Genomic DNA, 25,837 nt, shown 5'->3' on the forward strand with positions numbered 1-25,837 from the left:
GAGCAGGGTGTGACGGGCGTGATGCGCAAACAGGTTTTTGCGACAACGTTGACAAACTGATCGTAAACGCGCCGACCTGCGCACACTCCCCCTCGAACGCGGGCTGACAAGTCGCCATCGCCTGCCAGAATGGGTCCAGTTTGACCACTTTGAGCCCTAAACACCATGCAAGTCCAGAAAGCCATCTTCCCCGTCGCCGGTCTCGGCACGCGTTTCCTGCCGGCCACCAAGGCCCAGCCCAAGGAGATGCTGCCGGTGGTGGACAAGCCGCTGATCCAGTACGCGGTGGAAGAGGCCTACGCCGCCGGCGTGCGCGAGATGATCTTCGTCACCGGCCGCCACAAGCGCCCGATCGAAGACCACTTCGACATGACCTTCGAGCTGGAGGTGGCGCTGGAGCAGGCCAACAAGAAGGCGCTGCTGGAGGTGGTGCGCAGCGTCAAGCCCAAGGACATGGAGTGCATCTACATCCGCCAGCCGCAGGCGCTCGGCCTTGGCCATGCGGTGCTGTGCGCGCAGCGCCTGGTGGGCAACGAGCCCTTCGCCGTGCTGCTGGCTGATGACCTGATGATGGGCGAGCCGCCGGTGCTGGCGCAGATGGTCGAGCAGTACAAGGAATGGCGCGCCTCGATCCTGGCCGTGCAGGAAGTGCCGGCCGAGCACACCAAGCGTTACGGCATCGTCGCCGGCACCTTGGTCAACGACCGCCTGATGGACGTGAGCCAGATCGTCGAGAAGCCCTCGCCCGAGGACGCCCCGTCGCGCTGGGGCGTGGCCGGCCGCTACATCCTGACGCCGGGGGTGTTCCATGAAATTGCCAACCAGCCGCGCGGCGTGGGTGGCGAGATCCAGCTGACCGACGGCATTGCCGCGCTGCTGCGCCGCGAGAAGGTGTTCGCCTACCGCTACGAAGGCCAGCGCTACGACTGCGGCAGCAAGGAAGGCTGGCTGCAGGCCAACGTCGAGCTGGCGCTGCGTCACCCGGAAGTCGGTGCCGACTTCCGCGAATACCTCAAGAACCTGGTGCTGTAAGCCCGTTGTTCAGTGCGTGGCGGCTGCGCTGCTTGCGGCGCGCCCGCCATCGCACCCAGGCCTGCCGCAGCAGCAGGCTCACGCCCCAGATCACCAGCCCGGCAAAGAGGATGTCGCTGGTGAAGTGCCCGCCCTGCAGCACCCGGCCCAGCCCGAACAGCGCGCCCGTGAGCATGCCGACGCGCCACCAGCGCCGCCGCGCGGCCGGTGCGGCGGCCAGTCCCAGCCCCATCAACGCAAAGCCGGCGGCGGCGTGGCCCGAGACGAACGAGCAGTTGGTCTTGCACAGCGTGCTCGGCTGGTTGATCTGGCGAAACGGCTGGCTGCCGCCGAACTCCACCACATGCACCGGGCGCGGGCGGCCCCAGACTTCCTTCAGCCCGGCGTTGATCGCCAACCCTGAGCCGAACAGCAGCACCAGCGCCAGCCCGTAGAAGCGCCGACGCCAGCGCATCTGCCAGGGCGCCGAAAGCCTGCGCGCGGGCAGGCACGCTGCCAGCAGCCCCAACACGGTCAAGCTGACCCCGGTGACCGGAATCAGCCGATAGGCCCACTGCACCGGTGCCCACGCACCATACGGAAAACGCGGCCCGTCAGTCGATCCGAACACGCTGCCGCTGATGAGCAGGTCCAGCCCCGGCCAGAGCGTGAACAGCGCGATGGCCCCTGCCAGCACACCGGCCCAACGAAGCGCCTCGCGCTGGCGGCGGCGCAGCGCTGGGCGCGGAGTTGAAGTGGCTGCAGAAGCGGCTGAAGTCATGGCGTCTTGTCGGTGGCGGGCCAGGCGCGCCAGAGTTGCATCAGGATCACGCGCTGGCTGCCTTGTGGCGCACGCGCCTGTACCAGCAACTCGGGTGCCTTGACATGGGCCAGCACCTCGGGCGGCAGCGTGGCGGCTTCGCCTTCCTGCACGATCAGCAGCGGGGCGTCGGTGGCGGGCGCCTGGGCGTTCGGCCAGCCGGCGGTGAGCTGGTAGTGGTCGTGCGGCGGGCCGTCCGGGCGCGGCGTCATCCAGTGCGCGTGCAGGTCGCGCCACAGAAAGGTGCCGTGCGCGACCACCGTGCGGCTGGCGCCGACCACCGGCGATTGCGGATGGGCCTGCAGATGCGCGCGGGCCGCCTCATGCATCTGCGCATAGGCCGCGCCCCAGCCGCGCATGCGGCCCCAGAGGTCGAGCGCACGCGGCAGCGGTTTGGCCACCCAGCCGGCGGCCTGCGCCTGCTGCCAGAGCGGGTTCGCCAGCGGCAGCACCGTGCTCAACGCCAGGTGCGCGCTGAGCGTGGCAACCAGCGTCCAGGTCGTGAAGCGAGTTCGTGTCAAAGCCAGCGCCAGCAGCAGCGTCAGCGGCAGCACCAGCGGCGCGGTCCAGTTGAGTTGCGTGCCGCTGGAGAGCGCCTGCGCCAGTCCTGCCAGGGCCAGCGGTGCATTCAGCACGACCAGAAACGCGCCGGGCGTATGGCCGGCCCACAAGGCTTGGCCGGCGGCGGTCAGGCTGCGCGTCTGCCGATGGCGCCACAGCGCGGGCAGCCACAGCAGCCACAGCAGGCCCAGCATCACCGCCGGGCCGGCCAGCGCTTCGGTCATGCGCGGGCCCAGGCTGCTCTTGGCACCGGAGGCCACCGTGATGTCGGCGGTGTGCTGCAGCGTCGGCCAGCCCTGGCTGGCGCTCCACAGCAGGTGCGGCAGCAGCAGCGCGGCGCACACGCCGAGCGCCAGCACCGGCCCCGTCAGCAGCGGCGGGCGTGTCGCCTGGGAACTGTTCTGGTGGTGGCGCCACCAGATCCACAGCGCGCCCGGCAGCCACGCCGCGAAGGTGTACTTGGACAGCAGCCCCAGTCCGATCACCGCGCCCAGCAGCAGCCAGAGCCCTGCGCTGCCTTGATGCGACGGGCGGTGAATCAGCTGCCACAGCAGCGCGGTGGCCAGGCTCCAGGCCAGCAGCAGCGGCGCGTCGGTGGTGGCGGCCAGGCCCAGCAGCGCGGCCAGCGGGCTGCTCAGGAAAATCAGCGCGGCCAGCCCGGCAGCCCGGCGGCGGTTCGTGCCCGCAGGCGTCATGGCCTGCGCCAGCCACGCCAGCACCAGCGCCGTCACCGGGTAGGTCAGCAGGCCGACCGCCTTGATGGCGATGACCGTGTCGCCCCACAGCGCGGTGGTGGCCGCGATCAGCGCGGCGATGCCCGGCGGCTTGGAGTAGTAGCCCCACTGCAGCGCCTGCGACCAGTTCCAGTACTGCGACTCGTCGACCTGCAGGCCGATGTCCGTGTCCTGCAGCGCCAGCCGCAGCACCGCCCAGCGCAGCAGGCCGAGCACGACGATGACGATGAGCGCCGGCCGCCACCAGCTGGTGGCGGGATGGCGGTGTTTCAGGGAGGGTGTGGGGGTCATGGGCCGAGCCAGCGGATCAGGGACAGGCCGCGCTCGCTGTAGAGCAGCTGCCAGGGTGGCGCCGTGGCGGCGGGCGCGCGCTCGGCGGCGAGTTGCGGCAGCTGGTCGCTGCGCACCAGCGCCAGTTCGTTCGATTCAGGCGCGCGGCGCGGGCAGGGCTGCTGCAGGTAGAGCGCAAAGCTGGGCTGATGCAGGCCCCATTGCACGCAGCCGGCCGGCGTGACGCGGGTGGCCTGGGCAGCGCGTGCTTGCAGCGCCGCATCGCGTACGGGGCCTTGCAGGCGCTCGCCCCACCACGGCAGCAGCAGCGTGGCCTGGAACAGCAGCCCCAGCGCGGCGGCCAGCGCCGGGCGGGTGAAGCTGGCGCCCGCAGGCCGCTTGAACGCGATGGGTGCGCACAGCATCGCCGCCAGCAGCGCCGTGACGACCGCGCCGATGCGCAGCGGCTCTGTGCCTGCCGGCCCGCCCATCAGCGCCAGATAGAGCGGGTGCACCTTGCCGGCGGGCGCCTGGGCGATCCAGTGCAGCACGTACTCGGTCACGCCCAGGCCCAGCAGCGGCCACAGCACCAGCGACAGCGCCAGCAGCGCCCAGCTCCAGCGGGCGACGCGGTCGGGCTTTGCTGCACTGCGCCCGTCCCGCAGCCGCACCAGCGCCTGGCCGGCCAGCAGCGCCAGCGGCGTCAGGCCGTAGAGCGCGTAGTGCGGCAGCTTGGTGCCCGAGCCGCTGAAGAAAATCAGCACGAAGCCGGCCCAGCCGAGCAGGTAGCGCGACAGCGGATCGGCCCACAAGGTTTTGACCCGCGCCAGCACCGGCACCAGCAGCGCCGACCACGGAAACATCAGCACCGGAATCAGCACGACGTAGTAGAGCCAGCTGCCGCCGTGACCTTCGAGCGCACCGCCGTAGCGCTGCAGGTTGTGGCGCAGGAAGAAGCCGTCGACAAAGGCCATGCCGTGACGGTCGAGCGCGTAGGCGTACCAAGGCAGCGCAATGCCCAGCAGCAGCGCCCAGGCAACGCCATCCGTCAGCAGCGGGCGCAGGCGTTGCCACAGGCGGGCGATGAAGCCGCCCGGCGTGGTCGGTTGTGTGGCCGAGCCGATCAGCCAGACGGCCACCGCCGCACCCGGAATCAGCCACGCCACCGGGCCTTTGGTCAGCATGCCGAGCGCCAGCCAGACGGCGGCGCGGCGCAGCGGGGCGCGGCGGGCGCCGGCATCGTGGCCGGCTTCGAGCACACGCCAGAGGTCGAGCGCGGCCAGCGTCAGCCAGAGGTTGAGCAGCGCGTCGGCCGTGGCGGCGCGGCCGATCAGCATCACGCCGGCGGTGGTGGCCAGCACGCTGCCGGCGGCCACCGCCGCGCGCAGCCCCCAGCGCGGCCAGGCAAACAGCGCCAGCCCGAGCGCCCAGCCCCAGGTGGCGAGCGCCGAGGGCAGGCGCAGCGCGGCCTCATGCAGCCCGAACAGTTGCACGCTGGCGGCCTGCAGCCAGTAGATCAGGATGGGCTTGTCGAAGCGGTCTTCGCCGTTGAGCGTGGTGTGGCCCCAGTCGCCGCTGGACAGCAGCTCGCGGGTGGCTTCGGAGAACGCACCTTCGTCGACGTCGAACAGCGGCGCGCGGCCCAGGCCGAAGGTCACCAGCCCGAGCAGCAGCGCCGCCCAGAGCCAGAACGCGAAGCGGGCCTGGCTGGCGCTCGGGCGCGCCGGCCGGCGTACGAAGGGCAGCACGCTCACAGCGGGGCAGGACTGGCGTTGGCCGTGTGCGGCAGTGCGGTCGTGTGCGCCCAGCCGTCTGCGGCTGGTGGCGTCTCGATCGCTGCGCCGCCGCGCACCACATAGGGGGCGGCATGGCGCGCGCCGTAGTAGATGCGGATCAACAACTCGGCCAGCACACCGGTGGTCAGGAACTGCAGCCCGCCCATCAGGCCGAAGAAGCCCAGCGACAGCAGCGGCCGGTTGCCGATGTCGTGGCCCGTCAGCTTGAGCACGCCCAGGTAGCCCAGTACCGCCAGGCTCGCCATCACCACGCCCAGGCCGATCACGCCGAAGAAGTGGCCGGGGCGCGCGGCAAAGCGCTGGAAGAAGGTCACGGCCAGCAGGTCGACCAGCACGCGCAGCGTGCGGCTGATGCCGTACTTGGACTCGCCGTGGGCGCGGGCGTGGTGGCGCACCGGTTCCTCGGCCATGCGCGAGGGCGACGTCACGGTCGACAGCCACGCCGGAATGAAGCGGTGCATTTCGCCGTAGAGGCGCACCTCGCGCAGCACGTCGCCGCGGAAGGCCTTCAGGCTGCAGCCCAGGTCCTGGAAGGGCAGGTTGGTGATCTTGCGGATCAGCCGGTTGGCAATCTGCGACGGAATCTTGCGCAGCAGCAGGCCGTCCTGGCGCTGCTGGCGCCAGCCGGCCACGATGTCGAGGTCGTCGCGCAGCAGGCGCGCCACCAGCTTGGGGATGTCGCGCGGGTCGTTCTGCAGGTCGCCGTCCATCGTCACGATGACGTCGCCGCGCGCGGCATCGATGCCGGCCTGCATGGCGGCGGTCTGGCGGAAGTTGCGCGCCAGCTGCACCACGCGGATGTGGTCGCCGATGGTCTTCGCGTGGGCGCGCAGCGCCTGGGTGGTGCCGTCGCGGCTGCCGTCGTCGACCACGATCAGCTCCCACGGAAACGGGTAGTCGGCCAGCGCGCCCTGCACGGCGTCGACCAGCAGCGGTGCGTTGATGACCTCGTTGTACATCGGCACGACGACCGAGAGGCGGTGCGGCGGCACGGTGTCGAACGCCACGGCGTCGGTCGAGGTGGGGGTGAGGTCAAGCGTCATGAGGCGGATTCCATCGTGGAACGTGAGTGGCGGGGGCTGAAGGCCCAGATCACGGCGGCACTGGCGCCCGAGACCAGCAGCCAGAAGAGGTGCGCCAGCAGCGCGGCGCCGACCAGGTCGGCCACCGCCGGCGCGGGCGCTGCGCTTTGGGCGATGGCGCCGAGCCAGACGCCGGCCTCGTAAGGCCCGAGTCCGGCCGGGCCGTTGAGCGGCAGGATGGCGGCCCATTCGCCGGTGAGGGCGGCACGGGCGGCGTCGCCGGTGGCTATCGGGCTGAGCGCATCGAGCAGCAGCGCGACGGTGGCGATTTTCAGCCACCAGTTGCCGACGCAGCAGGCCCAGCCGAGGCGGCCGCCCCGGCTGGCGCGGCAGGCCTGCAGCACGGTGCGGCCGACCTTGGCGAGCTTGCCCGGGCCGTCGCGCAGCGCGGGGGTGTCGATCCTGGTCAGCAGGCGCTGCCAGAGGTTGGGGCCGAAGACGCCGGCCAGCACCGCCAGCGCCAGCGCCGGCAGGCTGGTGAGCGGGCCGTGGCCGGGCGCAAACCACCACAGCGACAGCCACGCCAGCACCAGCGCGTCCTGCAGGCGCAGCCACATCAGGCTCGACAAGGCCTGCGCCAGCGGCACCTGCCAACGGCGCGTCAGCCACCACAGGTAGACGCCTTCGCCGCTGCGCAGCGGCATCCAGGCGACGGCGGCGTTATGGAACAGGAACAGGCGCAGGCAGGTCCGGAAAGTGGCTTCGGGGTGATGCTGCCATTCGGCCTGCATGCGTGCGGCGCGCAGCGCCTGGCTGCCCAGGGCGCCGGCCAGCGCGGCCAGCCAGATCCACCCCGGCACGCGCGTGGCGCTGGCGGCCAGCGCGGCCCAGTCGAGCTGGCGCAGCAGTGCGGCCAGCAGGCCCAGCGCGAGCAAGGCGCCCAGGGCAGACCCCAGTCGTTTTCGCGACATCGGAGGCGCGGGCTTCGGGGGCGCATCAGCCATGGGCCACCCGTGCGGCGCGGCGGTGCCGCCACAGATCGCGCAATTGCCACAGCGCGGCGGCAGCGGCGACCACCGCCAGCGCCCACTGCAGCGGCTCCGCCAGCGGGTAGCCGGTGCGGGTGGGTGGCATGGACGCTGCCGCGATCAGCAAGGCCAGCGCCAGCAGCAGGCGCCCGCGCGGGTGTTGCAGCCACGCGGCCAGCGCGGTGCGTTGCAGCAGCGCTGCCATGCAAGGCGCCAGCAGCCAGCCGATGGCCGCGCCCGCACAGACATCGCTGGGCCAGTGCGCAGCCGTCGTGATGCGCGAGACGACCACGCCCAGCGCCAGCAGCAGCACCGCCGCGACGCCGCGCCAGCCCAGCCGGTGGCAGGCCAGCACGATGCCGGCAACCGCCAACGCGGTGATCGAGTGCCCCGACGGCAGCGAGCCGTGCAGCAGCGGCTGGCCGACGACGTGGATCGACTCCAGCGGCAGCACCGCCGGCGGGCGCGGGGTGGCAAACCAGGCCTTGAGGCCGTGCGTGACCACGCCGCCGATCGGAAAGCAGATCAGCAGCGCGCCCAGCGCCTGGGCTGCCGGGTCGGTGGCGTCGGGTTGCCCGCGCGTGCTGACCCAGGCGTACCAGCCGCCCAGCAGCAGAAAGGCGCTCAGGCCCAGGCCGGCCACGCTCAGCATCGACCAGAAGGTGGGCCACGCCCGGCCCCAGTCGTTGATGGCGCGGAAGACGGCTTCGTCGTGCCCGCCCAGCCGCAGCCAGGCCGCAGCGAACAGGCCGAGCGCCGCCGGCGCCAGCCAGATCCAGGCCGCGTCCACAGGGAAACCAGAGGGTTTGCGGGCCATCGCTGGCATCATCGCGGATGTATCGATCACCGTCTTCAAGGTCTCGTTCAACGAAGCAGTCCGCGATTTTCGCAGGTAAGAGAACTCCGTCCATGGCCACCATCCTTGTCACCGGCGCTGCCGGCTTCATCGGCGCCCACGCCGCCGCCCAACTTGCCCGCGCTGGTCACACCGTGATCGGCTGCGACAGCTACAACCCCTATTACCCGGTTGCCCTCAAGCAGGCCCGGGTGGCGGCGCTGCTCGGGCCCGTCGGTGTCCGGGTGCATGAGCTCGACCTGTGCGATACCGACGCCACCCTCGCGCTGGTACGCGACCACGGTGTCGATGTGGTGCTGCACCTGGCTGCGCAGGCCGGCGTGCGCCATTCGGTCAGCGCGCCGATGGACTATGTGCGCTCCAACCTGATCGGCTTCGGCTCGGTGCTGGAGGCGTGCCGGCTCAATGGCGTCAAGCACCTGCTCTACGCCAGTTCGTCGAGCGTCTACGGCTGGCGCGACGATGAGGCCGAGCCACACGGTGACGGCGGTGAGCGCCTCGGCTTCGCCGAGACCGACCGCACCGACGAGCCGGCCTCGTTCTACGCCGCCACCAAGAAGGCCAACGAGGCCATGGCCCATGCCACCGCCCACGTCCACGGCCTGCCGGTCACCGGCCTGCGCTTCTTCACCGTCTACGGGCCGTGGGGCCGGCCGGACATGGCGTACTGGACGTTCTCGGAGCGCATCCGCCGTGGCCAGGCGCTACCGCTGTTCGGGCGTGGCGAGTTGCTGCGCGACTTCACGTATGTCGACGATGTGGTCGAGGCGCTGGCCCGCCTGATCAAGCGTGGCCCGCCACAGGCCCAGGTTCTGGCGCAAGGCCGCGGTGCGCCGGCCGAGATCTTCAACGTTGGCCACCGCCAGCCGGTGCGGGTGCTGGAATTCGTCCAGACTCTGGGCGACCTGCTGGGCACGCAGCCCACGCTGGATTTTGTCGACCAGCAGATTGGCGACGTGCCCAACACCTGCGCCGACCCGACCCGCCTGACGGCCGCCATCGGTCCCGAGCCGTGGCCTGCCACGCCGCTGCGCGACGGTCTGGCCCGGTTCGTCGACTGGTTCAAGGCCTACCAGCCGATGTGACCGGCGCGGCGCTGAAGCGCATTCAGCGCCGTCTCAGCACGTGCACGAACTCGTTGCCGGCCAGGGTGGTCTGTTCGATCAGTTCGTGGCCGGTCTGGCGCGCGAACGACTGGAAGTCGCGCACCGAGCCCGGATCGGTGGCCAGCACCCGCAGCAGTTCACCGCTGGCCATGTCGGCCAGGGCCTTCTTGGCCTTGAGGATGGGCAGCGGGCAGTTGAGCCCGCGAGTGTCAATTTGGGTGTCCATCGAATCCGTGCGCTGTTGAACGCCGGATTCTAGGATTCAGGACGGCGGCTTCAGAACCGCTGTGCCAGTGCCCGCTGCGCGCTCAGGGCCGGCTGGCCTTCCAGCGGCATGACGCGCTGGTAGTGGCCGCTGCTGTCCTGCGTCCAGGCGTCGAGCGTGTCGCGCAGGTAGGGCACCAGGCATTCGTCGATGACGCGCTGGCGCAGGATCACGTCGCGCACCGGCCAGGCGATCTCGACGCGGCGTGTCATGTTGCGCGACATCCAGTCGGCGCTGCTGAGGTACATGGCCTCGTCGCGCTCGCTCGGGCCCCAGCGGAAGTACAGCACGCGGGTGTGTTCCAGGAAGCGGCCGACCACCGAGCGCACGCGGATGTGCTCGGTCAGCCCCGGCACGCCCGGCGGCAGCATGCAGGCGCCGCGCACGATCAGGTCGATCTCGGCGCCGGCCTGCGAGGCGCGCACCAGCGCGTCGATCAGGCCCGGGTCGGTCAGTGCGTTGAACTTGGCCACCACGCGGGCGGGCTTGCCGGCGCGGGCGGCGTCGGCCACGCGGCTAATCAGCCCGCACAGCCGCTCATGCAGCGTCGACGGCGCCACCAGCAGGTGCTTGGGCGTGAGCAGCGGGTTGAGGCTGGCCAGGTGCTGGAAGACCGCGTCGGCGTCGGCCGTCAGCTCCGGGTCGGCCGTCAGGTAACCGACGTCGGTGTAGAGCTTGGACGTCTTGGGGTTGTAGTTGCCGGTCGACAGGTGGCCGTAGCGCACCAGCCGCGCGCCTTCCTTGCGCGTCACCAGCAGCAGCTTGGCGTGGGTCTTGAGGCCGACGATGCCGTAGACCACCTGCACGCCCACCGCCTCCAGGCGCTCGGCCCAGTTGATGTTGGCCTCTTCGTCGAAGCGCGCCTTCAGCTCGACCACCGCCAGCACTTCCTTGCCGCGCCGCGCCGCCTCGATCAGCAACTCCATCAGCACCGACTCGCTGCCGGTGCGGTAGATGGTCTGCTTGATGGCCAGCACCTTGGGGTCTTCGACCGCCTCGCGCAGGAACTGCACCACCGGCTCGAACGACTCGAACGGCTGGTGCAGCAGGATGTCCTGCTCGGCAATGCAGTCGACCATCTTGCGGCCTGGCGGCAGCGTCTGCGCCGGCCAGGCCGGCTCGTGCGGCGTGAAGCGCAGCGCGGGGGCGTGGGCCAGGTCGATGAAGGTGTTCATGCGCACCAGGTTGACGGGGCCGTTGACGCGGTAGAGCGCCGCCTCGGGCAGCGAGAACTGCGACAGCAGGAAGTCCGCCAGCGACTGCGGGCAGGTCTTGACCACCTCCAGCCGGATGGCGCGGCCGTAGTGGCGCGTGCTCAATTCGGTGCGCAGCGCCTGGCGCAGGTTGGTCATGGTGACGTCGTCCTCGTCGACGTCCAGATCAGAGTCGCGCGTGACGCGGAACTGCGAGAACGCCTCGACCGTGCGGCTCGGGAACAGCTCGCCCAGGTGCGCGCGGATCACGCTGGTCAGCAGCACGAAGGCCTGCTGGCCGTCGCACAGCCGGTCCGGCAGGCGGATCACGCGCGGCAGCACGCGCGGCACCTTGACGATGGCGATGGTGTTCTCGCGACCGAAGGCATCGACGCCGCCGAGCTTGGCGATGAAGTTGAGCGACTTGTTCGCCACCTGCGGAAACGGGTGCGACGGGTCCAGGCCGACCGGCACCAGCAGCGGGTGCACCTCGCGGTGGAAGAAGGCCGAGACCCACTTGCGCTGCTCCGGATTGCGGTCGGCGTGGTTGAGGATGACGATGTTCTGCGCCGCCAGCGCGGGCATCAGCTCGTCGTTGAAGATGCGGTACTGCTCGTCGATCAGCGCGTGCGCATCGGCGGCCACCACCGCCAGATCGCTGCGGGTGGTGCCGCTGTTGGGCTCCAGGGCGGCTTCGAGCGTGTCGGCAAAACGCACCTCGAAGAACTCGTCCATGTTGGAGGCCACGATGCACACGTAGCGCAGCCGCTCCAGCAGTGGCACGTCGGCACGGCGGGCCTGGGCGAGCACGCGGCGGTTGAATTCGAGGATCGCCCGTTCGCGGTTGAGCAGCCGCAGGGGGGCGGGCGCAGAGGGCGACGCTGCTGCCGGCGCGGTGTCGGGCACCGTTTCTGGCGCGTGCTGCGGCACCTCATCCGGCGAGGGGGCGGTGACCGGCGTGCGGTGGGGGTCGTTCGAGTCGCTCATATTGACCATCGTATGAAGGTTTTGTGACACGACAGTGAACGCAGATCATCAATTCCGCAGCACGAGATCCAGCCCCGGCACGCGGCTCCAGGCCTGCACTTCTTCGCGCAGCAGGTGCACGGTGCGCTGCTGGCGCTCGGCCCAGCCCGCCGGCAGCGTCAGCTGGGCCTGGCGGCCGTTCAGGCGCAGCTGCGGCCGCTCGGCCGGTGCGGTGCGCGCGTGGCAGATCAGTGTGGCCAGGCGCAGCGCCAGCACCTGCGCGCGCACTTCCGGGTCGGCCAGCGCAGCCTCGATCTTGCGCAGCCCGCCGCGCTGGCCCAGCACCAGATCGGCCAGCCGGCGCTGCTGGCTCTGCGAGAAGCCCGGCGCGTCGACGTGGCCCAGCAGGTAGGCGCTGTGGCGGTGGTGGTCGTGGTGCGAGACCATCTGGCCCATCTCGTGCAGATCGGCGGCCCAGCCGAGCTCGCGCTGCAACTCCATCGCCGCGCTGGGCTGGGCCTGGGCGAACAGGGCCTGCGCGAGCTGGTGCACGCGCTGCGCCTGCGACACATCGACGTCGAAGCGCTGCTGCAGCTCGACCACGCTGGCGTCGCGCAGGTCGTGGTGGCCGGCGTGGCGCGCGGCGGCCAGGCGTTCGTCGAGGTCGAAGATCACGCCCTGGCGCAGCGCGCCGCGCGCGGGCTGCAGGCGTTCGATGTTGAAGTGCGTGGCCAGCGTCAGCAGGATCGCCAGCCCGCCGCCGATGACGGCACGCCGCTCGGGCTTGAGGCCGGGCAGATCGAGCCTGTCCATCGAGCCGGCGGCGATGCAGGCCTGCATGCACCAGCGCAGGCCGTCGGGCGTGATGCTGCCGTCGGTGATGCCGCTGGCGGCCAGCAGCTGCGACACCGCGCCGGCGGTACCCGAGGAGCCGAGCGCCTCGACCCAGTGCTCGCGCGTGAACAGCGTGAGCGCCTCTTCCAGCTCGGCGCCGGCGGCGATCTGCGCGGCCTCGAAGCCGGCAGCGGTGTAGCGGCCGTCGGGGAAGTACTGCATCGACAGGCTGACGCTGCCGACCCGGAACGACTCGGCCCGCGTCGGCGTGGCGCCCTGGCCGAGGATCATCTCGGTCGAGCGTCCGCCGATGTCGATCACCAGCCGCGGCACGTCGCTGGGCTGCAGGCGCGCCACGCCCTTGTAGATCAGGCGCGCCTCTTCGCGGCCGGAGATGACCTCGATCGGGTAGCCCAGGCTGGCGCAGGCGCGCGCCAGGAAGGCGTCGCGGTTGGTGGCTTCACGCAGGGTCTGGGTGGCCACGGCGCGGATCTGCGGCGCAGGCAGCTCGCCCAGGCGCTGGCGGAAGCGCGCCAGGCAGGCCAGGCCGCGCAGGGTGGCTTCCTCGCTGAGCAGGCCGTCGGCGTCCAGCCCGGCGCCCAGGCGCACGGTTTCCTTCAGGTAGTCGATGCGGCGGTAGCGCCCGCGCGTGAGCTGGCCGATCTCCAGCCGGAAGCTGTTGGAGCCCATGTCGATGGACGCCAGCATGCCGCGCCACGAGGTGCGCGGGGTGGCCTTCGAGTCGTCCTCGGCGGCGGGGCGGGCGGTGAGCGAGGAGGTCGATGCAGTCATGTCGCGGAGGGCGTAGCAAATCGTGAAGCCGGAGGGCAGTGCGGGATTGTCCGCGCTCGGCAAGGGGTGAAGCAGCTTCCTAGAATCGGCACTCAACTTTCAGGAATGCCGTCATGCTGGAACAACAAGCCCGAGAAGATGTCATGAGCCTCAACCCCGGCCGCGAATTCGACCGGCGCGACTTCGTGCGTGCTGCCGTGGGCAGCGGTTTTGCCGCTGCCGTGCTGCCGGTGATGGCGCAGACCGTGGTCAAGACCGACAGCGCCGGCCTGGAGGCGGGCGAGGTCACCATCGACGTCAACGGCTTCAAGATGCCGGCCTACCGCGCCATGCCTGCGGGCAAGAAGAACGCGCCGGTGGTGCTGGTGCTGAGCGAGATCTTCGGCGTGCACGAGCACATTGCCGATGTGGCGCGGCGTTTTGCCCAGCTGGGCTACATGGCGATCGCGCCCGAGCTGTTCGTGCGCCAGGGCGACGCCGGCAGCTACGGCGAGATGGCCAAGCTGATGTCCGAGGTCATCTCCAAGGTGCCTGACGCGCAGGTCATGTCCGACCTGGACGCCACCGTGGCCTGGGCCAAGGCGCAGGGCGGCGACACCTCGCGGCTGGCCGTCACCGGCTTCTGCTGGGGCGGGCGCATCACCTGGCTCTATGCCGCGCACAACCCTGGCGTGAAGGCCGGCGTGGCCTGGTACGGCCGCCTGGTGGGCAACGCCACCGCGCTGACGCCACGTCACCCGACCGAACTCGCCGGCGAGCTGAAGGCCCCGGTGCTGGGCCTGTACGGCGAGAAGGACGGCGGCATTCCGCTGGAGTCGGTCGACAAGATGAAGGCTGCGCTGGCCGCCGGGACGGCGGCTGCCAAGGCGTCGCAGTTCGTGGTCTACCCGGATGCGCCGCACGCCTTCCATGCCGACTACCGGCCCAGCTTCCGCAAGGACGCGGCCGAAGACGGCTGGAAGCGCTGCGTGGCGTGGTTCAAAGCCAACGGCGTGGCTTGATCCGGCGGACCGCCCTCAGTGAATTTGTCATTCGGATGCTGCGGCGCAGCATCCGTTCAGGCCGCCTCAAGGGGGGCGGGCTAAACTGAAAGTCGGTTGGGCGCTGCGCGGCGCACGACAGATCAATGACAGAGTGAGAGCGGGATGAGCGTGCGTCGGGTTGGAGTCAGGTCAGCAACCTTGCTGGTCTGTGCGGGTGCGCTGGTCGCATGGGGCGCATGGCGGTTTCTGCCGCAGCAAACCGGTTCTGCTGTCTCTCCTGCGGCTGCTGACGCAGCGACCGTTGCCACGAACAGGCCGTCGCCGCTGTTCGTGCTGAACTCGCTGGACGCCACCATCAGCGTGATCGACCCCGCGACCTGGACCGAACTGCGGCGCCTGCCCACCGGCAAGGAGCCGCACCACATGTACCTCTCGCCCGACGAGCGGTCGCTGCTGGTGGCCAATGCGCTGGGCGACACCCTCACGCTGGTCGATCCACGCACGGGCCAGATCCAGCGCACGATCGAAGGCATTGTCGATCCCTACCAGCTGCGCTTCTCGCCCGACATGAAGTGGTTCGTGACGGCGGCCAACCGGCTCGATCACGTCGACATCTACCGCGTCGTGCAGGCGCCGGGCGCGCCGCTCGACCTCAAGCTGGCCGCGCGCGTGCCCGCCGGCAAGACACCCAGCCACCTCAATATCGACAGCCGCAGCACGGTCATCTACACCAGCCTGCAGGACAGCGACCAGCTGATGGCGATCGACCTGGCCACCCAGAAGCCACGCTGGACCATTCCCACCGGCAAGATGCCGGCCGACGTGTTCCTGACCGCCGACGACAAGACGCTGCTGGTCGGCCTGACGGGCGACAAGTACGTCGAGGCCTATGACGTCAGCGGGCCGGGGCCGGCCAAGCTGATCAAGCGCATCGAGACCGGCGCGGGCGCGCATGCTTTCCGTGGCTGGGGCGACCAGCGCCATGTGCTGGTGAGCAACCGGGTGGCCAACACCATCAGCCGCATCGACACCCAGACGCTGACGGTGGTGGACAAATACCCTGGCCCGAGCGGCCCGGACTGCATGGACGTGTCGGCGGACCGTCGCCACATCTACGTCGCCTCGCGCTGGGCTGGCAAGCTGACGGTGATCGACACCGAGACGCGCCAGATCGTGCGCCAGGTCAGCGTCGGCAAGTCGCCGCACGGCGTCTGGACGCTGGAGCACGCGGGGCGCATCTGACGTGGCCCGCCTGCGCGCTCTGCTGCTGGCGCTGTGCGCCGCCGTGCCTGGCCGGGTTGCCCAGGCGGTGGTTCCCACTGCCACCCCGGCAGCGGACTGCAAGCCGGTCTACCTGACCTTCGACACCGGCCACATGGGCGTGGCGCCCCTGGTGGCCGAGGTGCTGCAGCGCCACCGGATCAAGGCGAGCTTCTTTCTCGCCAATGAAAAAACCCTCACCGACGGCAGCAGCCTCGACGAGCAGTGGGCGCCCTGGTGGCGCGCGCGGGCGGCGGAAGGCCATCTGGTCGGCTCGCACACCTTCGACCACGTCTACTGGCGCGCTGACCGGCCCGATGCCGCCGGCACCGCCTTCGAGATGCGCCCCAGCGCCGGCCCGCAGTCCGGCCGCACGCTGCGCTGGAGCGCGGCGGACTACTGCGCCGAGCTCGAGCGCCCCGCCCGCCGCTGGCAGCAGATGACCGGCCAGCGCATGGCACCGCTGTTCCGTGCGCCGGGCGGCAAGACCTCGCCCGCGCTGCTCAAGGCGGCGGCGCAGTGCGGCTGGCAGCATGTGCCGTGGAGTGCGGCGGGCTTTCTGGGCGACGAATTGCCCAGCGACCGCTACCCGAACCGGCAGTTGCTGGAGCGCGCGCTGCGCGACATCCGCGCCGGTGACATCCTGCTGGCGCACCTGGGCATCTGGTCGCGCCAGGACCCGTGGGCGCCGGCCGTGCTGGAGCCGCTGGTGGCCGGCCTGCAGCAGCGCGGTTTCTGCTTCCGCACGCTGGCCGAGCACCCGGCCTACCGCGATGCCGTGGCGCGTGGCCGCAGCGCCACAAGCGCCACAAGCGCCACAAGCGAGACACAGAAATGATCGACGCCCTCATCCAGCTCTTCAGCCAGACCCAGCAGGCCCTGTTCGAGGCGGCGGTGCAGCCGCTGGTGTTTGCGCTCGGCGGCGCCAACATTCTGGAAGACGCCTACAACGCCACCGGCTGGCTTCTGATGGGCCTGCTGCAACTGGCGGTGCTGCTGGGGGTGATCGGCCCGCTGGAGCGCTGGCGCCCGATCGAGCCGGTGACCGACCGCGCCGCCATCCGCACCGACGTGATCTACACGCTGATCCACCGTCTGGGGTTGTTCCGCGTGGCGCTGTTCTTTGCGGTCGATCCGCTCTGGGACGCGCTGTGGGGCACGCTGGCGTTGCATGGCTTCTCGGGCAGCCAGCTCGATGCCTGGGTCGCGCCGTGGTTGCCGGGCTGGACCGACACGCCGCTGGCCAGCTTCGTGGTCTACCTGCTGGCGTTCGATTTCTTCAACTACGCCTATCACCGCGCCGAGCATCATTTCAACGCGGGGTGGGCGCTGCACGCCGTGCACCACAGCCAGCGCCAGATGACGATGTGGACCGACAGCCGCAACCACCTGCTCGACGACCTGCTGCGCGATGTGCTGCTGGTGCAACTGGGTCATCTGATCGGCATGGCGCCGGGCCAGTTCGTGGCGGTGGTGGCGTTCACCAAGCTGGTCGAGAACTTCTCGCACGCCAATGTGCGCATCAGCTTCGGCCACTGGGGCGAGCGGCTGCTGGTGAGCCCGCGCTTCCACCGCTTCCACCACGGCATCGGCGTGGGGCATGAGGGTGCTGACACCCATACGCTGGGCGGCTGCAATTTTGCGGTGCTGTTTCCGTTCTGGGATGTGCTGTTCGGCACCGCCCGCTTCGACACGCCGAGGGTCGCCACCGGCATCCGCGATCAACTGCCCGCCTACGGTGGGCGCTGCTACGGCCAGGGCTTCTGGGCCCAGCAGCGGCTGGGGCTGCTGCGGCTGATCGGCCGGGCTTGAATCCCTCGATGCGGCCGGATCAGCTCAGATCACCGCCGGACTGCCGGCCATCGTCCGCAAGGCGCCCAGGTCATGCACGGTCAGGTCGTAACCCCGGGCGCTGACCAGGCCGCGCGTCTCGAAGTTGCGGAACAGGCGCGAGAGCGTCTCGGGCGTCATGGCCAGTTGCTGGGCGATGTCGCGCTTGCGCTCCTGCAGGTGCAACTCGCAACGCTCGCCCTGGGCGGGGCAGCGCTGCAGCAGCCACTGCGCAAAGCGCGCCGGGGCGTCGTTGTGCAGCAGGTTGCGTGAGGCCTCCGTCAGCTCCTGCACCCGCTGCGCCAGCGTGACGCACAGCCGCAGCGCCAGTTGCGGCATGGCCGCCAACTCCGGTCGCAGCGCGGCCATGGGCACCTCGGCGATCACGACGTCCGACAGCGCCTGCGCTTCCATCACATGCGGCAGGCCGAGCCACGCCGAACTGATGTCCAGCCACGCCGGGCCGGTCAGGCTGAGTTCGGTGCGCAGATGGCCGTCGCTGCCGCGCGAGCCCAGCACCACGTCGCCCGACAGCAGCAGCACCAGCGATTGCGCCGGGCCGTGGGTGTCGAGCACCGGGTCGCCTGCCGCAATGCTGTGACGGTTCGAGATGCGCATCAGCAAGGTCTGTTCGACCAGCGTCAGCAGCGGGTATCCCAGCACTTTCTGCCAGGGCAGCGGGTCCGCCGGGGAGGGCGGCGGCGGGCTCAGGCGGCGGCGGGGGCGGGGGCCAGCGCTGACAGGCAAGGCCAGCGGGGCCGATGGGGTGTCCAGTGTCTCCATGAGTAGTGCGTCCGGGCACGGCGAAGAGAGGGGATGAGGGACTGTCCCCCAAATGCTTCTTATTGCTGTTGAGTTAAATCAATAGTCGCGCTGCCCGGACGGCATGAAGCCTATATGGCGCTCACTCCAGCCCCAGTTCCTGGATCTTGCGGGTGATGGTGTTGCGGCCGATGCCCAGCTTGTGCGCCGCTTCGATGCGCCGGCCCTTGGTGAGCGCCAGCGCGGTCTGGATCAGGCTGGCCTCGAACAGCCGGCTGAGTTGCTCCCATACCTCCGGCTGACCGCTGGCCAGCAGGCGGCGGGTTTCCTGTTCCAGATCGGTGAGCCAGGTGCCTGCGCCGCCCGCCACGGCCTCGCCAGCGGGGGCGCTGACGGGCGCACTGGCGGACGGTATGCCGGGTGCGGGCGCCGCTGCGGCCTCGACCAGACCGCCCACCGGGGCGGTGGCCGGTGCTGTCCGCACCTCCTGCAGAATTTCCGGCGGCAGGTCCTTGGGCTCGACCACCTGGGCCGGTGCCATCACCGTCAGCCAGTGGCAGAGGTTCTCGAGCTGGCGCACGTTGCCGGGAAAGTCGAACTGGGTGATTCGTGCCAGGGCGGCGTCCGAGACACGCTTGGACTCGACGCCCAGCTCCTTGGCGCTGCGCTGCAGGAAATGCCGCGTCAGGCCGAGGATGTCTTCGCGGCGCTCGCGCAGCGGCGGCAGGCGCAGGCGGATGACGTTGAGGCGGTGGAACAGGTCCTCGCGGAAGACGCCGTCGCGCACGCGCTCTTCCAGGTTCTGGTGCGTGGCAGCGATGACCCGCACATTGGCCTTCTGCGGCGCGTGGCCGCCGACGCGGTAGAACTGGCCGTCGCTCAGCACCCGCAGCAGCCGGGTCTGCAGGTCGAAGGGCATGTCGCCGATCTCGTCCAGGAACAGCGTGCCGCCGTCAGCTTGCTCGAAGCGGCCGCGCCGGGTGGTCTGCGCGCCGGTGAAGGCGCCGCGCTCATGGCCGAAGAGTTCGCTCTCCAGCAGATCCTTGGGGATCGCGGCGGTGTTGATCGCCACGAACGGACCGCCTGCGCGCGGGCTGTGCTTGTGCAGCGCGCGCGCCACCAGCTCCTTGCCCGAGCCCGATTCGCCGGTGATCATCACCGTGACGTTGCTCTGGCTCAGGCGGCCGATGGCGCGGAAGACGTCCTGCATCGCCGGCGCCTGGCCGAGCATTTCGGGCACTTCGGCGACGTGCTCGTCGCTGCTTTCCTCGCGCAGGCTTTCTTCCACCGCACGGCGGATCAGCTCCACCGCCTTGGGCAGGTCGAAGGGCTTGGGCAGGTACTCGAACGCGCCGCCCTGGAAGGACGACACCGCGCTGTCGAGGTCCGAGTACGCGGTCATGATGATGACCGGCAGGCCGGGGTATTTCTCCTTGACCTTGGCCAGCAGGTCGAGCCCCGAGCCGCCGGGCATGCGGATGTCGCTGACCAGCACCTGGGGCACGTCGTCGTGCAGGGCGGTCAGGACGTCGCGCGGGTTGGTGAAGCTGCGTACCGGCAGCTCTTCGCGTGCCAGCGCTTTTTCGAGCACGAAGCGGATGGATTGGTCGTCGTCAACGATCCAGATGGGTTTCATGCGGTGCCTGTGTGAGCCGCCTGCGCCGCACGAATTGCAGCTCAGGGCAGCGGGATCAGTATCTTGAACAGCGTGCAGCCCGGTTCGCTCTCGCATTCGACCAGGCCCTGGTGCTGCTGGATGAAATCCTGTGCCAGCGTCAGACCGAGGCCCGATCCCCCTTCGCGGCCGGAGACCAGCGGAAAGAAGATGCGATCGCGGATTTCGGGTGGCACGCCGGGTCCGTTGTCCTCAATATGCAATTCCAGTGCCAAACGATAGCGGGTGCGATCGATCGTGACCTGGCGGGCCGCGCGGGTGCGCAGCACGATGCGGGCATCGCCCGCCGCCCGCCGCTCGGCCAGCGCCTGCGCAGCGTTGTGGGTGATGTTGAGCACGGCCTGGATGAGCTGTTCGCGGTCGCCGCGGAACTCGGGCAGCGAGGTGTCGTAGTCGCGCACCACGCTCAGGCCACGGCTGAATTCGGCCAGCACCAGCGAGCGCACCCGCTCCAGCACCTCGTGGATGTTGACGTCGGCGACGATGTGCGGGCGCCGGTGCGGCGCCAGCAGCCGGTCGACCAGCACCTGCAGCCGGTCGGCCTCGTGGATGATGACCTGGGTGTATTCGGTCAGCGACTTGTCGTCGAGCTCCATCTCCAGCAACTGCGCCGCGCCCCGGATGCCGCCCAGCGGGTTCTTGATCTCGTGGGCGAGGTTGCGGATCAGCTCCTTGGTGACGCGCACCTGGTCGAGCGTGCGGGCCTCGCGGTCCTGGCGCGACTGCTGTTCGATCTCGACCAGCTCCAGCAGCAGCTGCTCGCCATGGTCGATCTGCGTGAGGATGACGTGCACCGGCAGCGGCTCGCCCGTGCTGCCCGGCGGGCGGCGCAGCAGGGCCTCGAATCGGCCGGTGCTGTATTCGTTGCTGACCACCGCCTCAAAGGTGGTCGCCAGGGCCGGGTTCTCGACAAACCAGTCGAACACCAGCCCGCGCTGCAGTGCGCGGCGCGGCAGGCCGAGCACGGCCTCGAAGGCGGCGTTGGCGTGGACGCAGCGGCCGTCGCGGCGCAGCACCGCCACCATGGTGGCGAGATGGTCGAAGGCGTCGTAGGGCGTGGTCTTCTGGGGCGTGAGGGTGTGGCGCGTGCTCATGGGGGGCCCAGTTTGGCAAGTTCGCGCCTGATGGCGGCGATGTCGGCCTCTTTGCGCTGGATGGCGGCGCGCTGCTCGGCGGCCCGCTCGGCCGAGCCGGGCTGCGGCTCGCGCGTCAGCTGCGCCAGGCGCTCTTCTTCCTTGCGCAACTCGGCCTCCAGGATGCGGCGCGCATCGCTGTCGCGGGCGCGCTGGTCGGCCGGGTCGATGCGGGTCTCGCCCGGGCTGCGCGGGGCGGACGCTGAGGTTGATGCAGCTGGGCGTACGCTCTCGCGCCGTGGCGCAGCCTGGATCACGGTGACAGGCGCGCCTTCGAGCGTCTTGCAGCCGCGATCGGCCGCTTCCTTGACGGTGTACTGGTCGGTGTAGAGATTGCCCGGGCAGCGGTAGACCGGGCGGTCCTGCGCGGACGCAGGCAGGGCGGCCAGCAGGGAGCCGGCCAGCAGAAGGGCCGCTGCCGGGGCGCTGAAGAAGGGGGGACAGAACATCAAATCAGTATCGCCCAAGCAAAAAAAGACGGCCCGAAGGCCGTCTTTGCTGGTGTACATCAGCGGCAACCCGCGAGCGGGCTGCCCTGCGGCATCACAGCGTGTAGTACATGTCGAATTCGATCGGGTGCGTGGTCATGCGCATGCGCTGCACTTCCTGCATCTTCAGATCGATGTAGGCATCGATGTACGAATCGGTGAACACGCCACCCTTGGTCAGGAAGGCGCGGTCCTTGTCCAGATACTCCAGCGCTTGCTCAAGGCTCGAGCACACGGTCGGGATCAGCGCGTCTTCTTCCGGCGGCAGGTGGTACAGATCCTTCGTGGCAGGCTCGCCCGGGTGGATCTTGTTCTCGACGCCGTCGAGGCCGGCCATCAGCAGCGCGGCGAAACCCAGGTACGGGTTCATCAAAGGATCGGGGAAGCGGGCTTCCACGCGACGGCCCTTGGGGTTCGCGACGTACGGAATGCGGATCGAGGCCGAGCGGTTCTTGGCCGAGTAGGCCAGCTTCACCGGGGCTTCGTAGCCCGGGACCAGGCGCTTGTAGCTGTTGGTGCCGGGGTTGGTGATCGCGTTCAGCGCACGGGCGTGCTTGATGATGCCGCCGATGTAGTACAGCGCGAATTCCGACAGGCCTGCATAGCCGTCGCCAGCGAACAGGTTCTTGCCGTCCTTCCAGACCGACTGGTGCACGTGCATGCCGCTGCCGTTGTCGCCGACGATCGGCTTGGGCATGAACGTGGCGGTCTTGCCGTAGGCGCCAGCCACGTTGTGGATGACGTACTTCTGCAGCTGGACCCAGTCAGCGCGCTCGATCAGCGTGCTGAAGCGCGTGCCGATTTCCATCTGGCCGGCGTTGGCGACTTCGTGGTGGTGCACTTCGACCGGAATGCCGAGGCTTTCCAGGATCAGGCACATCTCCGAGCGCATGTCCTGGCCCGAATCGACCGGGGGCACCGGGAAGTAGCCACCCTTGACGGTCGGGCGGAAGCCCTTGTTGCCGTGCTCGTAGTCCTTGCCGGTGTTCCAGGCGGCTTCTTCCGACTCGATCGAGCAGAAGGAGCCCGACATGTCGGCGCCCCAGCGCACGCTGTCGAAGACAAAGAATTCGGGTTCCGGACCGAAGAAGGCGGTGTCGCCCAGGCCGGTGGACTTCATGTACGCCTCGGCGCGCTTGGCCAGCGAGCGCGGGTCGCGCTCATAGGCCTTGCCGTCGGCCGGATCGATGACGTCGCAGGTCAGGATCAGCGTCGGCTCTTCGAAGAACGGGTCGATGTTGGCCGTGTTCGGGTCAGGCATCAGCTGCATGTCCGAAGCTTCGATGCCCTTCCAGCCGGCGATCGAGGAACCGTCGAAAGCGTGGCCCGACACGAACTTGTCTTCATCGAAATGCGAAACGGGCACGGAAACGTGCTGTTCCTTGCCACGGGTGTCGGTAAAACGGAAGTCAACGAATTTGATTTCGTTGTCCTTCACCATCTTCATCACGTCTGCGACGGTCTTTGCCATCAGAGGCTCCTAGCGGGCTGGGGTGTTCGATTACGAAAGGGCTTGTTTGTGGCACTCAGGCGGCATCCGCCGAGGCGCCGGGGAATTTAGCAGAAAGCATGCCTGTCGCTCACAGGCGGTGCGTCGTTCGACCTGCTGCAGGTCGTGGCCAAAGGGGTGACCCAGGCGTGCACCACGATGGTGACGTTGATTGCACCAAAAATGTGCAATCAAACGCCATTGCTTCGCACCAATTCGGGGCCTAGTGAAGCGCCGAAAGCGGCCAGGCCATTTTTCAGTGCGTCGTAGGCCGCGTCCACCATCGCGCCCTGGCCTTTGACGCCGAGTTCGATGTGGCGGCCGTGCACCGGGTGGTCGACGCTGGGCAGGCTGAAGACCTTGATGCCGGCAAAACGCGCTTCGATGTCCTCCATCAGCGGCGTCAGGCTGGCTTCCATGGCGCCGTGCACGATCACCGAGCGCTCGGTCTGTACGCTGCTGCCGTGCAGGTGCGGGTAGAGGGTGTCGAGCACCCACGCCACCATCGGGTGCGCCATGACCGGGAAGCCTGGCACGAAGTGCATCCGGCCGACCGTGAAGCCCGGGATCTTGTTGTACGGGTTGGGAATGATCTGCGCCTCGGCCGGGAAGACGCCCATGTTGAGGCGGTGGACGTTGTCGTCGCGCTCGGGCTCGTAGGGCAGGCCGGCGTCGGCGGCGACTTCGCGCATGCGTTCCTGAATCAGCGCCTTGGCTTCGGGGTGCAGCGCCAGTGGCTGGTCGAGTGCGGCGGCGGCGCATTGGCGGGTGTGGTCGTCGGGCGTGGCGCCGATGCCGCCGCACGACAGCACCACGTCGCCACTGGCGTGCGCCGCCCGCAGCGCGGCGGTGATGCGCGCCGGGTCGTCGCCCAGGTACTGCGCCCAGGCCAGCGACAGGCCGCGTGCGTTCAGCAGTTCGATCACCTTGGGCAGGTGCTTGTCCTGGCGTTTGCCGGAGAGGATTTCGTCGCCGATGATGATGAGGCCGAAGTTCATGGTGGGTTCACAAGGGTGGGGTGACGGGCAGGTCGGCCGCGCTGAAACTGCTGGCGGCACTGAGGGGGCTGTGGACGGCGGCGCTCGCGGCCGCCTTGTCGCGGCGCAGGCGGTGCAGCGCGGCCAAGCAGTAATGCGTGAACCAGGCCGATGCGAAGGCGAACACCAGCGTGTAGAGCCAGACGAAGATCGGCAGCAGCAGCGGCATCATCGGCAGGGCCAGCGCGCCGGTGGCCCACACCAGCGACGGTGCGGCGCCCATGTAGCCGGTCATCAGGCCCATGGCGAGCAGCGGCCAGCGGTGCGTGCGCATCAACTCCACGCGCTCGGCCGGACTGGCGTGCTCGGCCAGCACGTCGTAGCTCATCACGCGGTAGCTCAACCAGCCCCAGATCAGCGGCGGCAGCACCAGCACCAGCGGCGGAATCAGCCACAGCGGCACGCTCAGCACCAGCAGGATCATGGCCAGCAGCGTGGTGCCGCCCGAGACCAGTGCCGACCCCCAGCCGCTGCCACCGTGCCGCCGCTCCAGGTCGGCAAAGCGCCGCTGGCTGACCAGGTTGACGATGGCCGTGGTCATGAACACCGACACCAGCAGCAGCGCGATCACCAGCACCACCGGCACGGCCAGCGCCACCACCACCAGCGGCCCGATCACGCTGCGAAACGCGCCGCTGCTGATGTCGTTGAGCCAGCCCGTCACGGGTGCCAGCAGCGTGAAGTTGTCCAGCGCGACCCGCACGCCGTCCACGGCTTGCTCCCAGTAAAGCCATGACAGGCCGAACGCCAGGCTGCCGGCCAGCACGACCGGCAGCAGCGACAGAAGAATCACCCGCGGGTGCATGCAATAGGCGGCTGCGCGCCACCAGGCGTCAAGAATTTGTGACATGCCGCAAAGCATAGCCGCGCCTGTCACCGCTAGGCTTGCGGCAGCCGTTGAAGCCCTTCAAGGGCTTCGCAGGGTGCTTTAGCACTCTAGGGGGGCGAGTGCTAAAATCAAGAAACTTTATGAGGCCAGACTTGTCTACAACCACCATGAACCTGACTGCTTCCACTGCTGTTGCCGTCCGAGATCCTTGGGCGTTGGTGCCTTCGCTCGGCAACCTTGATGCCTACATCAGCGCGGTCAACCGCCTGCCGCTGCTCACGCACGAAGAAGAATTGAGCTTTGCGCGCCGCCTGCGCGAGTCGCAGGACGTGGACGCCGCCGGGCGTCTGGTGATGTCGCATCTGCGGCTGGTGGTGTCGGTGGCGCGTCAGTACCTGGGTTACGGCCTGCCGCAGGGCGACCTGATCCAGGAAGGCAACGTCGGCCTGATGAAGGCCGTCAAGCGCTTCGACCCCGAGCAGGGCGTGCGGCTGGTCAGCTACGCCATGCACTGGATCAAGGCCGAGATCCACGAATACATCCTCAAGAACTGGCGCATGGTCAAGCTGGCCACGACCAAGGCGCAGCGCAAGCTGTTCTTCAACCTGCGCTCGATGAAGCGTGCGTTCAAGGGCGCCGAGGCCGACACCGCCACGCACCGCACCACGCTCACCGAGGCCGAAATCGCCAAGGTCGCCAGCGCGCTCAACGTCAAGCGCGAAGAAGTCATCGAGATGGAGGCGCGCTTCTCCGGCGGCGACGTCGCCCTGGAGCCGGGCTCCAGCGATGACGACGAGAGCTACGCCCCGATCGCCTACCTGGCCGACGACCGCGACGAGCCGACCCGGGCGCTGGAAGCCCGCCACCGCGACGAACTCGCCGGCCCCGGCCTGCTGCGTGCGCTGGACGTGCTGGACGCCCGCAGCCGCCGCATCGTCGAGCAGCGCTGGTTGCAGGTCAACGACGACGGCACCGGCGGCCTGACGCTGCACGACCTGGCGGCCGAATACGGCGTCAGCGCCGAGCGCATCCGCCAGATCGAGGTCGCGGCGATGAAGAAGATGAAGAAGGCGCTGGTCGAGCACGCCTGAACGCGT

Annotated in this window: 23 protein-coding genes; 7 read left to right on the top strand and 16 right to left on the bottom strand. The window is 69.4% G+C overall.

Going from position 1 to position 25,837, the window contains the following annotated elements; translation table 11 throughout:
* Positions 1-165 precede the first annotated feature (165 nt).
* Positions 166-1,032, top strand: coding sequence for a UTP--glucose-1-phosphate uridylyltransferase GalU (gene galU, locus AC5IG3_RS12700; protein ID WP_491906649.1), 867 nt, complete (start codon positions 166-168; stop codon positions 1,030-1,032).
* Here the strand turns inward: galU and AC5IG3_RS12705 are convergent.
* The 6 genes from AC5IG3_RS12705 to AC5IG3_RS12730 are packed head-to-tail and all read right to left on the bottom strand — an operon-like array spanning position 1,013 to position 8,059.
* Complete coding sequence (locus tag AC5IG3_RS12705; RefSeq protein ID WP_491906650.1) at positions 1,013-1,792, bottom strand: phosphatase PAP2 family protein; 780 nt, start codon at positions 1,790-1,792, stop codon at positions 1,013-1,015. The genes galU and AC5IG3_RS12705 overlap by 20 nt on opposite strands.
* Positions 1,789-3,417, bottom strand: coding sequence for an ArnT family glycosyltransferase (locus AC5IG3_RS12710; RefSeq protein WP_491906651.1), 1,629 nt, complete (start codon positions 3,415-3,417; stop codon positions 1,789-1,791). Before AC5IG3_RS12710 ends, AC5IG3_RS12705 begins: the two co-directional genes overlap by 4 nt.
* Positions 3,414-5,150 (bottom strand): ArnT family glycosyltransferase, encoded by a 1,737-nt coding sequence (locus tag AC5IG3_RS12715; RefSeq protein WP_491906652.1) that lies wholly within the window; start codon positions 5,148-5,150, stop codon positions 3,414-3,416. Before AC5IG3_RS12715 ends, AC5IG3_RS12710 begins: the two co-directional genes overlap by 4 nt.
* A complete protein-coding gene (locus tag AC5IG3_RS12720; RefSeq protein WP_491906653.1) occupies positions 5,147-6,235 on the bottom strand; it encodes a glycosyltransferase family 2 protein in 1,089 nt (362 codons plus the stop codon). Before AC5IG3_RS12720 ends, AC5IG3_RS12715 begins: the two co-directional genes overlap by 4 nt.
* The gene (locus AC5IG3_RS12725) at positions 6,232-7,185 is read right to left on the bottom strand and encodes a lysylphosphatidylglycerol synthase domain-containing protein (RefSeq protein WP_491906654.1); all 954 of its coding nucleotides are present in this window, start codon (positions 7,183-7,185) and stop codon (positions 6,232-6,234) included. Before AC5IG3_RS12725 ends, AC5IG3_RS12720 begins: the two co-directional genes overlap by 4 nt.
* A gap of 25 nt (positions 7,186-7,210) precedes the next feature.
* Entirely contained in the window at positions 7,211-8,059 is an 849-nt protein-coding gene (locus AC5IG3_RS12730) for a phosphatase PAP2 family protein (protein WP_491906655.1), read from the bottom strand.
* A 92-nt stretch (positions 8,060-8,151) separates the two neighbouring features.
* Between AC5IG3_RS12730 and AC5IG3_RS12735 the strand changes: the two genes are divergently transcribed.
* Positions 8,152-9,183, top strand: a complete 1,032-nt coding sequence (locus tag AC5IG3_RS12735; protein WP_491906656.1) for an NAD-dependent epimerase/dehydratase family protein — start codon at positions 8,152-8,154, stop codon at positions 9,181-9,183.
* Between the two features lie 22 nt (positions 9,184-9,205).
* On the opposite strand, the gene AC5IG3_RS12740 is transcribed toward AC5IG3_RS12735, so the two are convergent.
* The 3 genes from AC5IG3_RS12740 to AC5IG3_RS12750 are packed head-to-tail and all read right to left on the bottom strand — an operon-like array spanning position 9,206 to position 13,254.
* A complete protein-coding gene (locus tag AC5IG3_RS12740; protein ID WP_491906657.1) occupies positions 9,206-9,430 on the bottom strand; it encodes a sulfurtransferase TusA family protein in 225 nt (74 codons plus the stop codon).
* A gap of 50 nt (positions 9,431-9,480) precedes the next feature.
* Positions 9,481-11,649 carry a polyphosphate kinase 1 gene (ppk1, locus tag AC5IG3_RS12745; RefSeq protein ID WP_491906658.1) on the bottom strand — a complete coding sequence of 723 codons (2,169 nt, stop codon included), beginning with the start codon at positions 11,647-11,649 and terminating at the stop codon, positions 9,481-9,483.
* Positions 11,650-11,697: 48 nt separating this feature from the next.
* Positions 11,698-13,254: a Ppx/GppA phosphatase family protein gene (locus tag AC5IG3_RS12750; protein ID WP_491906659.1), complete on the bottom strand. Its 1,557-nt coding sequence runs from the start codon at positions 13,252-13,254 to the stop codon at positions 11,698-11,700.
* Positions 13,255-13,367: 113 nt separating this feature from the next.
* Between AC5IG3_RS12750 and AC5IG3_RS12755 the strand changes: the two genes are divergently transcribed.
* The 4 genes from AC5IG3_RS12755 to AC5IG3_RS12770 all read left to right on the top strand — a co-directional run bounded on the left by AC5IG3_RS12755 (position 13,368) and on the right by AC5IG3_RS12770 (position 17,309).
* Complete coding sequence (locus tag AC5IG3_RS12755; RefSeq protein WP_491906660.1) at positions 13,368-14,255, top strand: dienelactone hydrolase family protein; 888 nt, start codon at positions 13,368-13,370, stop codon at positions 14,253-14,255.
* Between the two features lie 144 nt (positions 14,256-14,399).
* Positions 14,400-15,479 (top strand): YncE family protein, encoded by a 1,080-nt coding sequence (locus AC5IG3_RS12760; RefSeq protein ID WP_491906661.1) that lies wholly within the window; start codon positions 14,400-14,402, stop codon positions 15,477-15,479.
* Position 15,480: 1 nt separating this feature from the next.
* Complete coding sequence (locus AC5IG3_RS12765; protein ID WP_491906662.1) at positions 15,481-16,335, top strand: polysaccharide deacetylase family protein; 855 nt, start codon at positions 15,481-15,483, stop codon at positions 16,333-16,335.
* Positions 16,335-17,309, top strand: coding sequence for a sterol desaturase family protein (locus AC5IG3_RS12770; RefSeq protein ID WP_491906789.1), 975 nt, complete (start codon positions 16,335-16,337; stop codon positions 17,307-17,309). Before AC5IG3_RS12765 ends, AC5IG3_RS12770 begins: the two co-directional genes overlap by 1 nt.
* Before the next feature lie 24 nt (positions 17,310-17,333).
* Here the strand turns inward: AC5IG3_RS12770 and AC5IG3_RS12775 are convergent, their stop codons facing one another.
* The 7 genes from AC5IG3_RS12775 to AC5IG3_RS12805 form a co-directional block, all read right to left on the bottom strand.
* On the bottom strand, positions 17,334-18,110 hold the full coding sequence (locus tag AC5IG3_RS12775) for a Crp/Fnr family transcriptional regulator (protein WP_491906663.1): 777 nt from the start codon (positions 18,108-18,110) through the stop codon (positions 17,334-17,336).
* Between the two features lie 121 nt (positions 18,111-18,231).
* Complete coding sequence (gene ntrC, locus AC5IG3_RS12780; protein ID WP_491906664.1) at positions 18,232-19,725, bottom strand: nitrogen regulation protein NR(I); 1,494 nt, start codon at positions 19,723-19,725, stop codon at positions 18,232-18,234.
* A 41-nt stretch (positions 19,726-19,766) separates the two neighbouring features.
* The gene (gene glnL, locus AC5IG3_RS12785) at positions 19,767-20,858 is read right to left on the bottom strand and encodes a nitrogen regulation protein NR(II) (protein WP_491906665.1); all 1,092 of its coding nucleotides are present in this window, start codon (positions 20,856-20,858) and stop codon (positions 19,767-19,769) included.
* Positions 20,855-21,346 (bottom strand): hypothetical protein, encoded by a 492-nt coding sequence (locus AC5IG3_RS12790; RefSeq protein ID WP_491906666.1) that lies wholly within the window; start codon positions 21,344-21,346, stop codon positions 20,855-20,857. The genes glnL and AC5IG3_RS12790 overlap by 4 nt, the downstream gene beginning before the upstream one ends.
* A 94-nt stretch (positions 21,347-21,440) precedes the next feature.
* Positions 21,441-22,856: a type I glutamate--ammonia ligase gene (glnA, locus tag AC5IG3_RS12795; protein ID WP_491906667.1), complete on the bottom strand. Its 1,416-nt coding sequence runs from the start codon at positions 22,854-22,856 to the stop codon at positions 21,441-21,443.
* Positions 22,857-23,065: 209 nt separating this feature from the next.
* The gene (locus tag AC5IG3_RS12800) at positions 23,066-23,872 is read right to left on the bottom strand and encodes a competence/damage-inducible protein A (protein ID WP_491906668.1); all 807 of its coding nucleotides are present in this window, start codon (positions 23,870-23,872) and stop codon (positions 23,066-23,068) included.
* Between the two features lie 7 nt (positions 23,873-23,879).
* A complete protein-coding gene (locus tag AC5IG3_RS12805; protein ID WP_491906669.1) occupies positions 23,880-24,761 on the bottom strand; it encodes an EI24 domain-containing protein in 882 nt (293 codons plus the stop codon).
* Positions 24,762-24,907: 146 nt separating this feature from the next.
* Between AC5IG3_RS12805 and rpoH the strand changes: the two genes are divergently transcribed.
* A complete protein-coding gene (gene rpoH / locus AC5IG3_RS12810) occupies positions 24,908-25,831 on the top strand; it encodes an RNA polymerase sigma factor RpoH (protein ID WP_491906670.1) in 924 nt (307 codons plus the stop codon).
* Positions 25,832-25,837: the final 6 nt, after the last annotated feature.

This window comes from Leptothrix sp. (in: b-proteobacteria), assembly GCF_965250675.1.
Taxonomy (GTDB): Bacteria; Pseudomonadota; Gammaproteobacteria; order Burkholderiales; family Burkholderiaceae_C; genus Sphaerotilus.

Coding starts and splice junctions, on each gene's coding strand:
- AC5IG3_RS12710 (WP_491906651.1), bottom strand. CDS start 3,417: ATGACCCCCACACCCTCCCTGAAACACCGCCATCCCGCCACCAGCTGG.
- AC5IG3_RS12760 (WP_491906661.1), top strand. CDS start 14,400: ATGAGCGTGCGTCGGGTTGGAGTCAGGTCAGCAACCTTGCTGGTCTGT.
- galU (WP_491906649.1), top strand. CDS start 166: ATGCAAGTCCAGAAAGCCATCTTCCCCGTCGCCGGTCTCGGCACGCGT.
- AC5IG3_RS12755 (WP_491906660.1), top strand. CDS start 13,368: ATGCTGGAACAACAAGCCCGAGAAGATGTCATGAGCCTCAACCCCGGC.
- rpoH (WP_491906670.1), top strand. CDS start 24,908: ATGAACCTGACTGCTTCCACTGCTGTTGCCGTCCGAGATCCTTGGGCG.
- AC5IG3_RS12705 (WP_491906650.1), bottom strand. CDS start 1,792: ATGACTTCAGCCGCTTCTGCAGCCACTTCAACTCCGCGCCCAGCGCTG.
- glnL (WP_491906665.1), bottom strand. CDS start 20,858: ATGAGCACGCGCCACACCCTCACGCCCCAGAAGACCACGCCCTACGAC.
- AC5IG3_RS12725 (WP_491906654.1), bottom strand. CDS start 7,185: ATGTCGCGAAAACGACTGGGGTCTGCCCTGGGCGCCTTGCTCGCGCTG.
- AC5IG3_RS12720 (WP_491906653.1), bottom strand. CDS start 6,235: ATGACGCTTGACCTCACCCCCACCTCGACCGACGCCGTGGCGTTCGAC.
- ppk1 (WP_491906658.1), bottom strand. CDS start 11,649: ATGAGCGACTCGAACGACCCCCACCGCACGCCGGTCACCGCCCCCTCG.
- AC5IG3_RS12730 (WP_491906655.1), bottom strand. CDS start 8,059: ATGGCCCGCAAACCCTCTGGTTTCCCTGTGGACGCGGCCTGGATCTGG.
- AC5IG3_RS12805 (WP_491906669.1), bottom strand. CDS start 24,761: ATGTCACAAATTCTTGACGCCTGGTGGCGCGCAGCCGCCTATTGCATG.
- AC5IG3_RS12735 (WP_491906656.1), top strand. CDS start 8,152: ATGGCCACCATCCTTGTCACCGGCGCTGCCGGCTTCATCGGCGCCCAC.
- AC5IG3_RS12800 (WP_491906668.1), bottom strand. CDS start 23,872: ATGAACTTCGGCCTCATCATCATCGGCGACGAAATCCTCTCCGGCAAA.
- glnA (WP_491906667.1), bottom strand. CDS start 22,856: ATGGCAAAGACCGTCGCAGACGTGATGAAGATGGTGAAGGACAACGAA.
- ntrC (WP_491906664.1), bottom strand. CDS start 19,725: ATGAAACCCATCTGGATCGTTGACGACGACCAATCCATCCGCTTCGTG.
- AC5IG3_RS12775 (WP_491906663.1), bottom strand. CDS start 18,110: ATGGAGACACTGGACACCCCATCGGCCCCGCTGGCCTTGCCTGTCAGC.
- AC5IG3_RS12750 (WP_491906659.1), bottom strand. CDS start 13,254: ATGACTGCATCGACCTCCTCGCTCACCGCCCGCCCCGCCGCCGAGGAC.
- AC5IG3_RS12740 (WP_491906657.1), bottom strand. CDS start 9,430: ATGGACACCCAAATTGACACTCGCGGGCTCAACTGCCCGCTGCCCATC.
- AC5IG3_RS12790 (WP_491906666.1), bottom strand. CDS start 21,346: ATGTTCTGTCCCCCCTTCTTCAGCGCCCCGGCAGCGGCCCTTCTGCTG.